We start from the raw sequence: 11,964 nt of genomic DNA, 5'->3' as shown, positions 1-11,964 counted from the left end.
CGGTTTGTATCCGCGAATCTCTGGCTTGACAAGGCGGGAACAGCCCGTAACCGCAGAAATCAAGGGTTCAGATCGGGCGGATTTGCGCCACCTCCGCCGCCGGCAGCGCGGCCAGCAGGTCATGAACGGTCCGCCCCAGGAGCGGATGTCTCCAGCCGGGCGCTATGTCGGCCAGTGGCACCAGCACGAAACCGCGGTCCTGAAGCCTGGGATGCGGCAGGATCAGCCGGTCGGGCGTGGCCCGCCGCTGCTCCTCGGCCGGCAGGTCGCGCCACCGGGTCTGGGTCGCGGGGTCGGGGGCGACAGCGGCGTCCATTGCCAACAGGTCCAGGTCCAGTGTGCGCATTCCCCAGCGCTGCTGGCGTTCGCGGTCAAAGGCGGCCTCGATTGTGTGCAGCGCGGCCAGGCAGTCGACCGCATCGAGGTCGGTTTCGACCCCGACCACCGCATTGACATAGTCGGGCCCGGCGCCGGGCGGAAAGCAGGGGGTGACGAAAAACCGGCTGACGGCGCGAATCGCCAGCCCGCGCGGGGGCATCGCGGCGACCGCCGCCACCAGCGTCCGCTGCGGCGATCCGGCGCGGGAGGGAAGGTTCGCCCCCAGCGCAATCAGGGCATTTGACCGGAATCCGGTCAATTTCGCCGGGCTTTCGCGCCCAGTCTGGCCTTGCGATACATTGGATTTCACTTATTTTGGTACCATCATTTCGCCAGATTTTATTCACTCACTCACGGAACGCCACGGTGAAATGATCACACCGGAAGGACATTTTTATGTTTTACAAAGACGAACGGCTCGCGCTGTTCATCGATGGTTCGAATCTTTACGCGGCGGCCAAGGCGCTGGGGTTCGACATCGACTACAAATTGCTGCGCCATGAATTCATGCGCCGCGGTAAACTGTTGCGGGCCTTTTATTACACCGCCCTGCTTGAGAATGACGAGTATTCGCCGATCCGCCCGCTGGTGGACTGGCTGCATTACAACGGGTTCACCATGGTGACCAAGCCGGCCAAGGAATACACCGACAGCATGGGCCGGCGTAAGGTCAAGGGCAACATGGATATCGAGCTCGCGGTCGATGCCATGGAACTGGCGCCGCGCGTCGATCACATCGTCCTGTTTTCGGGCGATGGCGATTTCCGTCCGCTGGTGGCCAGCCTGCAACGTCAGGGCGTTCGCGTTTCGGTGGTCTCGACCATCCGCAGCCAGCCGCCGATGATCTCGGACGACCTGCGGCGCCAGGCCGACAACTTCATCGAACTGGAAGAGCTGAAGGAAGTGATCGGGCGGCCGCCGCGCGAGAACCAGTCTTCGGAAACGCGCAGCGTGGCTTACGCCAACAACTGATCCCCTGACGGGAAGGGGCGCGCCGGGTTGGGGCCCGGCGTCGCCGCTCAGTTTCCCGCCTGGGCGTTGATCGTGTTGTGCTGTTCGATGACCGCGTCGGGCCAGGTGCTCTTGATATAGGCCAGCACGGCAACAACGTCGTCCGGGCTTAGGGTGTCTTTGAACCCGGGCATGCGGCTGATGTAACCGCCGCCGACCAATTGCGCCGTGCCATGCCACGTCAGCGCCAGAAGCTGTTTGTCCGGGTGGTGCCAGGTGTGGCCGCTCTCGTCATGGGGCGGGGCGGGCAGATATCCCTCGGCGTCGCGTTCGCGCCAGTTCTTCTGTCCTTCCAGCCGGGCGCCGTGGCAACTGGCGCAGAACCCCTTGTAGACCTCGGCGCCGCGCGCCACGATCTTCGCATCGGTATAGGGCAGCAGCCCTGGCTGCGCCTCTGCGCCCGTTTGCGACCAGAACAGCGTCGCGGCGGCCAGCGCGGCCACGCCGATCCCTCCGATCTTCCAGATCCGTCCGGTTCCCGCGATCCGTTCCTTCATCCTGCGCCCCCAAGCATCGGTTTCCTCTGCGCTGACCTGCCCGCCTCCCGCGCCGGAAGGTCCAATCACGGCTGCGTGAGTGGCGGCTTGGGCGGCGGGCGGACTGGACCATCGCGCCCTGACGCCTTACCTGTCTGGGCAAGGAGACCGCGACATGAGCAAACCGCCCCTGACCCTCTATCTCGCCGCGCCGCGCGGCTTCTGCGCCGGCGTCGACCGCGCCATCAAGATCGTCGAGATGGCGCTCGAGAAATGGGGCGCGCCGGTCTATGTGCGCCATGAGATCGTGCACAACAAATTCGTCGTCGACGGGCTGCGCGACAAGGGCGCCGTCTTTGTCGAAGAGCTGGAGGATTGTCCCGAGGACCGGCCGGTGATCTTTTCGGCGCATGGCGTGCCCAAGGCGATCCCGGCCGAGGCGGCGCGGCGGCACATGGTCTATGTCGATGCCACCTGCCCGCTGGTTTCCAAGGTGCATATCGAGGCGCAACGCCATTCCGACAACGGGCTGCAGATGATCATGATCGGCCATGCCGGCCACCCCGAGACCATCGGCACCATGGGGCAATTGCCCGAGGGCGAGGTTCTGCTGGTCGAAACCCCCGCCGACGTGGCCGATGTCGTGGTGCGCGATCCGCAAAAGCTGGCCTATGTCACCCAGACCACGCTCAGCATCGACGACACCGCCGAAATCGTCGCCGCGCTGCGGGCGCGGTTCCCGGCCATCGTCGGTCCGCACAAGGAGGACATCTGCTATGCCACCACCAACCGGCAGGAGGCGGTGAAGGCGATGGCGCAGAACTGCGATGCCATGCTGGTGGTGGGCGCGCCGAACTCCTCCAACTCGCGCCGTCTGGTCGAGGTGGGGGCCAAGGCCGGCTGTTCCTATTCGCAACTGGTCCAGCGGGCGGAGAATATCGACTGGCGCGCGCTGGAGGGGATCTCCAGCATCGGCATCACCGCCGGGGCTTCGGCGCCCGAGGTGCTGGTCAACGAGGTGATCGACGCCTTCCGCGACCGTTTCGAGGTGACGGTGGAAACCGTACAAACCGCCATCGAAAACGTAGAGTTCAAGGTGCCGCGCGTGTTGAGAGAGCCCGCCTGATGTCGCTGCAATTCCTGCTGACCGCCTTCGTCGTCGTGATCGCGCCGGGAACCGGGGTGCTCTATACCCTGGCGCTGGGGCTGGGGCAGGGGCGGCGTGCAGCGCTCTGGGCCGCGCTCGGCTGCACCTTCGGCATCGTGCCGCACCTTGCTGCGGCGACGCTGGGCCTGGCGGCGATCCTGCATGCCTCTGCCCTGCTGTTCAACGGGGTGAAATTCGCCGGCGTCGCCTATCTGCTCTACCTCGCCTGGCAGTCGCTGAAATCGGGTGGGGCGCTCAGCGTCGCGGCGCAGCGCAGCGGCGAGCCCGGCTGGCGCATCGCCCGGCGCGGTGCGCTGATCAATATCCTGAACCCCAAGCTGTCGGTGTTCTTCCTCGCCCTGCTGCCGCCGTTCCTCTCCGGCGACCCGGCCACCGCCACCATCGAGATGGCCGGCCTCGGCGGTATCTTCATGGCGATGACGCTGGCCGTCTTCATCCTCTACGGGTTCTGCGCCGCCCAGGCCCGCGCGCTGGTGCTGGGGTCCGAGAGGGTGATGCGCTGGCTCAACCGCTCTTTCGCCGCGCTTTTCGCGGCCCTCGCGGGCCGTCTGGCGCTGGAGCGGATCTGAGCGCCGCATGTTGAGAGGTGTTCCCCCGATCCCGCGCCTGCTGGGGCTGACGGCCCTGATCCCCTTTCTGTGGGGCGCGGCGACCTATCTGAACGGCGATCTGGCGGCCTGGGGCGCCAGCCATCTGGGGCCGCGCTTCGTCGGGCCTTACGTGCAGCTTTTCTTCGGCTCGGTGCTGCTCAGCTTCATGTCCGGCGCGCTCTTCGCCTTTGCTACCCGGGGCGGCGGCCCGGCGGGCGCTGCGGCCCATGTGCTGGCGGCGCTTCCGGCGATCTGGGCCTTCGCGATGACCGGCGGCGGGCCGGTCTCGGCCGCGATGAACCTGATCTTCGGCTTTGCCGGGCTGCTGCTTCTGGACCTCGCCTTTGCCTATTGGCGGCTGGCGCCGCCCTGGTGGATGCGGCTGCGGCTGCCGATGGCGGTGGTGATCCTGGCCTGTCTTGCCGTGGGGGTGGTGCTGTGAGCGATCCAAAGACAATCGCCATCTATGACGACCGCGCGGCGGAGTACGCCGGGATGACGGATCAATACAACACCACTGACCCGCGGCTGGTGGCCTTTATCGCCGCCTGCCCCGAGGGCGGACGGGTGCTGGATCTGGGCTGCGGCCCCGGCGCCGCGGCGGCCAGGATGGCCGAAGCGGGGCTGGCGGTCGATGCGGTGGATGCCTCTGCGGCGATGGTGGAGATGGCGGCGCGTCATCCGGGGGTGACCGCGCGACACGCCACATTCGACGACATCGCGGGCGAGGCGCTTTATGACGGGATCTGGGCCAACTTCAGCCTGTTGCACGCGCCCCGGACCGATTTCCCCCGCCACCTGTCCGGGTTGCACCGCGCGCTCAAACCCGGTGGAGTCTTTCTGATCGGGCTGAAGCTGGGTAAGGGAGAGGCCCGCGACCGCATCGGTCGGCTTTACACCTATTACACCGAGGATGACCTGATGGATTACCTGCGCGCCGCAGGCTTTACCCCCACCGATATCAAACATGGGCAAGGCGAGGGGCTGGACGGAACCGTGTCCCCCTGGATTTCGGTGATCGCCCATGGCTGAGCTGTTTGCCTATACCGACGGGGCCTGTTCCGGCAATCCCGGCCCGGGCGGCTGGGGCGTGCTGTTGCACGCGATCGAGGACGGCGTGATCGTCAAGCAGCGCGAGCTGAAGGGCGGCGAGGCGGCCACCACCAACAACCGCATGGAGCTTCTGGCCGCGATCAACGCGCTGGAAAGCCTGACGCGCCCGACCGAGCTGACCATCATCACCGACAGCAACTACGTCAAGAACGGCATCACCGGCTGGATCTTCGGCTGGAAAAAGAACGGCTGGAAGAACGCGGCGAAAAAGCCGGTCAAGAACGCCGAGCTTTGGCAGCGGCTGGATGCGGCGCAGGTGCGCCACCAGGTGACCTGGAAATGGGTCAAGGGCCACGCCGGCCACCCGGAGAACGAGCGCGCCGACGAACTGGCGCGCGAGGGCATGAAGCCGTTCAAGGCAAAAGCCTAGTCGCAGTCGTAGAACTTGCGCCGCGCGCCGATGCAGTCCGATGAGACCACCGGCGCCAGCTTGGTCGTGTCCTTGCGTGTCTGTGCGCCGGTGACATTGCCGACTGTTCCCCGATCCGATTGCGCCGCGCCGGAGCCGGAGACAGACGGCGATGTCCTCCTGGTTCCGGCCCTGCCCTGGGCGGAGGCGGGCGGTTTCGCGGCCGCCGGTTGCCGCGTGGTCGTCCGCACCGGCACCTGTTTGCATTCGGTCCCGGCGTGTTGCTCCAGCCGGGTCCGGATGCGCAGCAACTGCGCGGCATCGTCCGGCGCGACGGTCGGCAGGGAAATGCCCGCCGCCTCGGCAAACCCGTCGAGCCCGCGCTGCGAATTGGGTCCCAGAATGCCGTCGACGCCGCCCCGGTAGCAGCCGCTGGCGCGCAGCGTGCGCTGAATGTCGCGGGCGAGGTCCACCACAGACGGGGCGGCGGGGGCCGCCGGGGCCGGTGCGGAGACTGGCGCGGAGATCGGGGCGCGGATTGGCCGCGCCGCGCCCTGCGGATCCGGTTCCGGGGCGGCCAGGCCCGCGCGGCCCCCGCCGGGCGCGGTGCCGGCGGCGCGGCGCAGCGCCTCGCGTTTTTCCAGCGCAAAAGCATAGAGCGGATGGTCGCTCTGCCCCTCGTGCCGGATCAGAAAGGCATCCCAGTCGGCCAGTGTGCCGTCGCGGTCGATGCGCACGAAATCCTCGGCCAGCGACGGCCCGGAGGCGGGGGCGGGCGGCGCGGCGGCGGCAGGCTGCGGCGCGCCGCCGCCACTTGCGGGGTTGATCACATATTCGCCGCCGCCCAGCGAGGAATAGACAAAGGGCGCCGCCCCGGGGACCGACTGGCGCATCCGGTCGCGGACCCGTCCCAGCACCCGGCGCACATCCGCAGGCGGCCCGTCCAGCGCGGCCAGAAAGGCGGCGGTAAAGGGCGAGTTTCCGCCCTCTGTCCCGTCCGGCGTAATGGCACCGGCGGCGGCGGCATAGGCGACCAGCGTGTCGCTCTGATCGGTGCGCAGATCGGCCAGCCCCTGGCTGACGCTGCGGCTGCCCCCGGATTGCTGCATCCGGACGACGAAGGGGTTGTTGCGGCAGGCGTCCAGCACCACCATCTTCATCACATGCGCGCCGGAAATCTGGCGCAGAACAAGATCCAGATCGACCATCTCCAGCGGCGCGTCGCGTTCGTCCTCCAGCCGCGCATCGACGGGGACAAGGTAGTTGGTCCCGCCGATCTCGATGCCGTGGCCGGCGTAGTAGACCAGCGCGATATCGGCCCGGTCGGCCATGTCGCGGAATTTGCGCAGCGTGTCGCGCATGCCGATCCGCCCCAGATCGTCGCCGCGCAGCACGGTGAAACCCTGCCGGGTCAGCGCCGCAGCGACGGCGGCGGCGTCGTTGCGCGGATTGTCCAGCGGGGCCACCGCGGAATAGGCGGCATTGCCGATCACCAGCGCCACCCGCCCGGCCCAAAGGGCCGAGGGCAGGATCAGCAGGGCGAAAATCAGCGACAGAAAACGCATGGCCGGCCTCTTGCCGTGAAACAACGGCAGTCTAGGCGAAACCGACCGGTTTTCAAATGTCCTCGGTCTGGGCAGCGGATGAACGGCTGCCCCGGTAAATCCGAATGGCCGGTGTGAACGAAGTGCCGGGAAACAAGGCGCGCAGCGCCGCCGGGCCGTCCACGACCGCCCCCTTAGCGCCGGAAATATGTCTGCCAGAGCCAGATCACCAGCATCGCCCCCAGCACCGCGCCGACAAAGCCGGACAGCGCCCCCATCATGGTCAGCAACGCCCGCAGGATCAGACCGCCCAGAAGCGCGCCGATGATGCCGATCAGCATGGTGGTGGGAATGTCGGCCTCCATCTTCATCATGCGTGTGGCCAGGAACCCCGCTGCGGCGCCGATGATGATCAGCGCGATGATACCCATACCCATATCCCTACCTCCGCCAATGGAACGGTACGATGATCAGCGCGCCGATCGAGGAGACGACGGCATTCACCCCGGCAGAGTGAAAGCCGATCCCGAACATGATCTGGATGAAATAGAACAGAAACGCGCCGCCGACGCAGATGATGATCGACTGCAAGTAACCGTTGTGGGTGAACCCGGTCTTCTCAGAGGCATAGCCCACGATCCCCGCGATGACCACGGTGCCGAACAGCGTCAGAAACATCCCGCCCGCCTCCTTTGCGCGCCGGTCACAGCCGTGTGCCCTTTGCCACCGGACGGCCGCGCAGGAACACACCGGCATCCTGCGCCGCTTTGCCTGCCCGTTGCAAGCGTGTGAGGCGCAGCGCGCCGCTGCCGCAGGCGATGGTGAGGGCCTCGTCCAGAACCTCGCCGGGCGCGCCAGCGCCGTCAACCAGCCGCGAGGCCAGCAGCTTCACCCGCTCGCCGTCGATCTCGCACCATGCCCCGGGAAAGGGGGAGAGGCCGCGAATCCTGCGGTCGACCTCCTCGGCCGGTTGGGTCCAGTCCACCCGCGCCTCCGCCTTGTCGATCTTCTGCGCATAGGTCACACCCGCCTCGGGCTGCGGCTCGGGCTCCAGATCGTCCAGCCGCGCCAGAGCCTCGATGATCAGCGCCGCGCCCATCTCCGACAGCCGGTCGTGTAGGTCCGCCGTGGTCTCCTCCGGGCCGATCGGCGTGGCCTTGCGCAGCAGCACCGGGCCGGTGTCGAGGCCGGCCTCCATCTGCATGATGCAGACGCCGGTTTCGGCATCGCCCGCCATGATCGCGCGGTGGATCGGGGCGGCGCCGCGCCAGCGCGGCAGCAGGCTCGCGTGGATGTTGAGGCAGCCCCGGGCGGGCGCGTCCAGCACCGCCTGCGGCAGGATCAGCCCATAAGCGACCACGACGGCCACATCGGCGTTCAGCGCGGCGAAGTCGTCCTGTTCCTCTGCTCCCTTCAGGCTGACCGGATGGCGCACCGGCAGCCCCAGCGCCTCCGCCCGCGCCTGCACCGGGCTCGGCCGGTCCTTCTTGCCACGGCCCGCCGGGCGCGGCGGCTGGCAATAGACGCAGGCGATCTCATGCCCCGCGCCCACCAGCGCGTCGAGCACCGGAACCGAGAAATCCGGGGTACCCATGAAGATGATGCGCATCGTCAGACCTCCGCTTTGTCGCTGGCTTCGCCATCGCGGCGCACCTTAGCCATGCGCCGCCCGGTGTCCAGCATTGGCGGCACCCTTCCCAGCCCTGTCTCCTGGCGCGGAATCGAGGCCGCAGGCCGCCGCGCAAGCGCCGGACCGGCCCGCGGTCTGGCGCTGTGTCAACGTCAGCGTGCCGTTCGGATGGAGGCCGGGTTTGGCTGGGATTAAAGCGCGCCGATCCGCTGTTGCGCGCGCCAGCCCCCGGTCCGGCGCTTGCGCGGCTTGCTCTGTGGGGCGAGCCGCGGAGAGGGGGCAACCCCTCCCGCCGTCTCAGAGTGTCAGGACACTTCGCCTTACCCGCGCGGAAAGATGCCGTTGCTGATGAATTCCATCACCGGCACGCCGTCCTGATTGAGCACGGTCACCTTGCTTTTCACGAAGCCGATCGGGCGGCTTTTCGACGCGGTCAGCTCGAGCACCTCCATCCGCACCGACAGCACCTCGCCGGGATAGACCGGCTTGAGCCAGCGAAGCGCGTCGATACCGGGCGAGCCCAGCGACCGGCCGGTCTTGTCCATATTCTCGACCATCATCGCCATGGTCATTGCGCAGGTGTGCCAGCCGCTGGCGCAGAGCCCGCCGAACAGCGACTGTTTCGCCGCCTCTTCGTCGAGGTGAAAGAACTGGGGGTCATACTTGCCGGCGAACTCAATGACCTCTTCCCTGGTCACCTCATAGGCGCCGAATTCCTGCACCTGCCCGATTTCGAAACGTTCAAAGGGGATGAAGTTCAGTGTTTCCTCAGCCATATGCGCGCTCCCTGACTGGTTCTCGTCCCCCTGAAAAGGGGCATGGCCCCGGCGGGATGCAATGGTCAAATCGCCGGGGGGCCGGGGAACGCCGCGTCATTTCGCCGGGATGTGTCCGTGACCTGGCCGGTCAGCCAGCCAGCTTGCGGGCCTTGCGCAGCAGCATGTCGCGTTTCACCTTGCTCAGCCGGTCGAAATACATCCGGCCCGCCAGATGGTCGATCTGGTGCTGCACCGAAGTTGCCCAGAGCCCGACGAAATCGCGCTCCTCCACCTCGCCCCGTTCGTTCAGAAACCGCACCGTCACCGCGCGCGGACGTTCGATTTTCGCCGATACGCCAGGCAGGTTCGGGCTCGCCTCCTCATGCGCCCGCGGCTGGACCGAGGCGTGCAGGATCTCGGGGTTGGCCATGCGGACGGCTTTCCCGCGCTCTTCCGAGGCATCGACCACGGCCAGCCGCAGCATCACGCCGATCTGCGGCGCGGCGAGGCCGACACCGGGCATCGCCTCCATGGTGTCGATCATGTCGTCCCAGATCGCGCGGATCCCGTCGGTGATCTCCTCCACCGGCTCGGCGGGGGTGCGCAGCCGCTTGTCGGGCCAGGGCAGGCAGGGGCGGGCGGTCATGCCTGGGCCATATCCTCGAAGCGGCGGATCGCCTCGGCGCGGGCCACCGGCGCGAGGCGGTCGAAGGTCACCACGCCGTCGAGGTGATCATATTCATGTTGGGCGCAACGCGCGGCGAAGCCGTCCAGCCAGCGGCGCTGCACATCGCCCTGCGCGTCGGTCCATTCCATCTCGACCCGCGCCGGCCGCTCGATCGCGGTCAGCACACCGGGGATCGACAGGCAGCCCTCCTCGCCCGCGACGATCTCGTCCGAGCGATCCAGAATGCGCGGGTTGATCATCGCGACGGGGGTCTTTGCCCCCTCTTTCCAGGTCACATCCATCACGAAGAACCGCTTTGTCACGCCGACCTGCGGCGCGGCGAGGCCGCGGCCGGGGGCGTCATACATGGTCTGAAACATCTGCTCGATCAGCGATGAGAGATCCTCTCCCTGCGTCACCGGATCGCAAACCGTGGCAAGACGCGGATCGGGCCAGCGCAGGATCGGCAGTACCGCCATCTCAGGGCCGCGCCCTGTCGCGCTTCAGCTTCTGCATCTTGCGGGTGATCATCTGCCGTTTCATCGGACCCAGATAGTCGATGAAAAGCTTGCCGTTCAGGTGGTCGATCTCATGCTGCACGCAGGTCGCCCAAAGGCCCTCGAACGTCTCTTTGCGGGCGTTGCCGTCGCGGTCCATCCAGGCCACCTCGACCTCGGAGGGGCGGGTCACCTCGGCGTATTGCTCGGGGATCGACAGGCAGCCCTCGTCGTAGGTGCTGGTCTCGTCCGAGTGGGCCAGCACCTCGGGGTTGAACATGATCAGCGGGCGCGGGGTTCCCTCTGTCTCCTTGACGCAATCCAGCACGATCAGCCGGTCGAGCACGCCGACCTGCGGCGCGGCAAGGCCGATGCCCGGGGCCTCATACATGGTTTCCAGCATGTCGTCGGCCAGCTTGCGCAGATCGTCGGACAGATCGGCGACCGGTGCGCAGAGCTTTTTCAGCCGGGGGTCGGGGTGGATCAGGATCGGGCGTTTCATGGCCCTGATTTAGGTGATGATTCGGCTCGCCGCAACGCCCCCCTTGCACCCGCCGGCATTCTGAGTAGCCTCCGCCACGATCAAATGGAGACTCCGCATGAACTTCGACGAGATTATCGACCGCCGCGGCACCCATTCCACCAAATGGGACAAGATGGAGGCGATCTATGGCGTGTCCGCCGAGGATGGCCTGCCGATGTGGGTCGCCGATACCGATTTCCGCGCCCCCAAGGTGGTGCAGGACACGGTCCGGAACATGGCGGATCATGGGATCTTCGCCTATGCCGATTACAGTGCCGAATATACCGGCGCGATCCGCTGGTGGATGCAGAACCGCCACGGCTGGACGGTCGAGCGGGACTGGATCTTCACCACCACCGGGCTCGTGAACGGGGTCGGCATGTGCCTTGACGCCTTTACCGATCCGGGCGACGGCATCGTCCTCTTCACCCCGGTCTATCACGCCTTTGCCAAGGTGATCCGCAACGCCGGGCGCAAGGTGGTCGAATGCGGGATGCCGATCGAGGACGGCCTCTACCGGATGGATTTCGACGCCTGGGATGCGCAGATGACCGGCGCGGAGAAGATGGTGATCCTGTGCTCGCCGCACAATCCCGGCGGGCGGGTCTGGACGCGGGCGGAATTGCAGGGCATTGCCGATTTCTGCAAGCGGCACGACCTGCTGCTGATCTCGGACGAGATCCACCACGATCTGGTCTTCCCCGGCCACAAGCACATCCCGATGACGATGGTCGACCCCTCGGTCAACGACCGGGTGATCATGCTGACCGCGCCGTCCAAGACCTTCAATGTCGCCGGGCTGCACACCGGCAACGTCATCATCCCGGACGACGGGCTGCGCGCCCGGTTTGCCGCGCGGATGAGCGCGCTGAACCTCGCCGGAAACTCGGTGGGCGAGGCGGTGGCGGCCGCGGCCTATTCGCCCGAGGGCGCAGCCTGGGTCGATGAGCTGATGGTCTATCTCGACACCAACCGAAAGATCTTCGATGCCGCCATCGACGACATCCCGGGTCTGAAATCCATGCCGCTCCAGGCGACCTTCCTGGCCTGGGTCGATTTCTCGGGCACCGGCATGGCGCGCGAGGAGTTCACCGCGCGGGTCGAACAGCAGGCCAGGATCGCGGCCAACCACGGCCCCACCTTCGGGCTTGGCGGCGACAACTTCCTGCGGTTCAACCTCGGCACCCAGAGGGCGCGGATCGAAGAGGCCTGCGACCGGCTCATGGCGGCCTTCTCGGACCTGCAATAACCCTCCTTCGG

The 11,964-nt window shown here is 66.9% G+C and carries 17 protein-coding genes; 7 read left to right on the top strand and 10 right to left on the bottom strand.

The window, feature by feature from the left end; genetic code table 11:
- Positions 1-67: 67 nt before the first annotated feature.
- The gene (gene folK / locus E1832_RS11670; RefSeq protein ID WP_133359937.1) at positions 68-637 is read right to left on the bottom strand and encodes a 2-amino-4-hydroxy-6-hydroxymethyldihydropteridine diphosphokinase; all 570 of its coding nucleotides are present in this window, start codon (positions 635-637) and stop codon (positions 68-70) included.
- Between the two features lie 137 nt (positions 638-774).
- On the opposite strand from folK, the gene E1832_RS11665 reads away from it, so the two are divergent.
- Positions 775-1,350, top strand: a complete 576-nt coding sequence (locus tag E1832_RS11665) for a LabA-like NYN domain-containing protein (protein WP_133359936.1) — start codon at positions 775-777, stop codon at positions 1,348-1,350.
- 47 nt (positions 1,351-1,397) lie between these two features.
- On the opposite strand, the gene E1832_RS11660 is transcribed toward E1832_RS11665, so the two are convergent.
- On the bottom strand, positions 1,398-1,886 hold the full coding sequence (locus tag E1832_RS11660; RefSeq protein WP_133359935.1) for a c-type cytochrome: 489 nt from the start codon (positions 1,884-1,886) through the stop codon (positions 1,398-1,400).
- Between the two features lie 154 nt (positions 1,887-2,040).
- Between E1832_RS11660 and ispH the strand changes: the two genes are divergently transcribed.
- From ispH to rnhA, 5 genes are read left to right on the top strand one after another with little or no spacing between them, the layout of a single operon-like run.
- Positions 2,041-2,991, top strand: coding sequence for a 4-hydroxy-3-methylbut-2-enyl diphosphate reductase (gene ispH / locus E1832_RS11655; protein WP_133359934.1), 951 nt, complete (start codon positions 2,041-2,043; stop codon positions 2,989-2,991).
- Entirely contained in the window at positions 2,988-3,602 is a 615-nt protein-coding gene (locus E1832_RS11650) for a LysE family translocator (protein WP_133360054.1), read from the top strand. The genes ispH and E1832_RS11650 overlap by 4 nt, the downstream gene beginning before the upstream one ends.
- Before the next feature lie 7 nt (positions 3,603-3,609).
- Positions 3,610-4,065, top strand: coding sequence for a DUF3429 domain-containing protein (locus tag E1832_RS11645; RefSeq protein WP_133359933.1), 456 nt, complete (start codon positions 3,610-3,612; stop codon positions 4,063-4,065).
- Positions 4,062-4,655: a class I SAM-dependent methyltransferase gene (locus tag E1832_RS11640; RefSeq protein ID WP_133359932.1), complete on the top strand. Its 594-nt coding sequence runs from the start codon at positions 4,062-4,064 to the stop codon at positions 4,653-4,655. Before E1832_RS11645 ends, E1832_RS11640 begins: the two co-directional genes overlap by 4 nt.
- Entirely contained in the window at positions 4,648-5,106 is a 459-nt protein-coding gene (gene rnhA, locus E1832_RS11635) for a ribonuclease HI (RefSeq protein ID WP_133359931.1), read from the top strand. The genes E1832_RS11640 and rnhA overlap by 8 nt, the downstream gene beginning before the upstream one ends.
- Here the strand turns inward: rnhA and E1832_RS11630 are convergent.
- The 8 genes from E1832_RS11630 to def (E1832_RS11595) form a co-directional block, all read right to left on the bottom strand.
- Complete coding sequence (locus E1832_RS11630) at positions 5,103-6,650, bottom strand: caspase family protein (protein ID WP_133359930.1); 1,548 nt, start codon at positions 6,648-6,650, stop codon at positions 5,103-5,105. The two genes, rnhA and E1832_RS11630, sit on opposite strands and share 4 nt — an antisense overlap.
- 173 nt (positions 6,651-6,823) lie before the next feature.
- A complete protein-coding gene (locus E1832_RS11625) occupies positions 6,824-7,060 on the bottom strand; it encodes a GlsB/YeaQ/YmgE family stress response membrane protein (RefSeq protein ID WP_133360053.1) in 237 nt (78 codons plus the stop codon).
- Between the two features lie 10 nt (positions 7,061-7,070).
- Entirely contained in the window at positions 7,071-7,307 is a 237-nt protein-coding gene (locus E1832_RS11620) for a hypothetical protein (protein WP_133359929.1), read from the bottom strand.
- 25 nt (positions 7,308-7,332) lie between these two features.
- Positions 7,333-8,238, bottom strand: a complete 906-nt coding sequence (gene fmt, locus E1832_RS11615; protein WP_133359928.1) for a methionyl-tRNA formyltransferase — start codon at positions 8,236-8,238, stop codon at positions 7,333-7,335.
- A 341-nt stretch (positions 8,239-8,579) separates the two neighbouring features.
- The gene (locus E1832_RS11610) at positions 8,580-9,035 is read right to left on the bottom strand and encodes a MaoC family dehydratase (protein WP_133359927.1); all 456 of its coding nucleotides are present in this window, start codon (positions 9,033-9,035) and stop codon (positions 8,580-8,582) included.
- A gap of 130 nt (positions 9,036-9,165) precedes the next feature.
- On the bottom strand, positions 9,166-9,663 hold the full coding sequence (def, locus tag E1832_RS11605; protein ID WP_133359926.1) for a peptide deformylase: 498 nt from the start codon (positions 9,661-9,663) through the stop codon (positions 9,166-9,168).
- Positions 9,660-10,163 carry a peptide deformylase gene (gene def, locus E1832_RS11600; RefSeq protein ID WP_133359925.1) on the bottom strand — a complete coding sequence of 168 codons (504 nt, stop codon included), beginning with the start codon at positions 10,161-10,163 and terminating at the stop codon, positions 9,660-9,662. The genes def (E1832_RS11605) and def (E1832_RS11600) overlap by 4 nt, the downstream gene beginning before the upstream one ends.
- A 1-nt stretch (position 10,164) precedes the next feature.
- Positions 10,165-10,683, bottom strand: coding sequence for a peptide deformylase (def, locus tag E1832_RS11595; protein ID WP_133359924.1), 519 nt, complete (start codon positions 10,681-10,683; stop codon positions 10,165-10,167).
- Between the two features lie 97 nt (positions 10,684-10,780).
- Here def (E1832_RS11595) and E1832_RS11590 point away from each other — a divergent pair, with 97 nt between their 5' ends.
- Positions 10,781-11,953, top strand: a complete 1,173-nt coding sequence (locus E1832_RS11590) for a MalY/PatB family protein (protein WP_133359923.1) — start codon at positions 10,781-10,783, stop codon at positions 11,951-11,953.
- Positions 11,954-11,964: the final 11 nt, after the last annotated feature.

It is taken from the genome of Antarcticimicrobium luteum, assembly GCF_004358185.1.
GTDB lineage: Bacteria > Pseudomonadota > Alphaproteobacteria > Rhodobacterales > Rhodobacteraceae > Antarcticimicrobium > Antarcticimicrobium luteum.
This window is presented reverse-complemented; position numbering and strand designations above follow the sequence as displayed.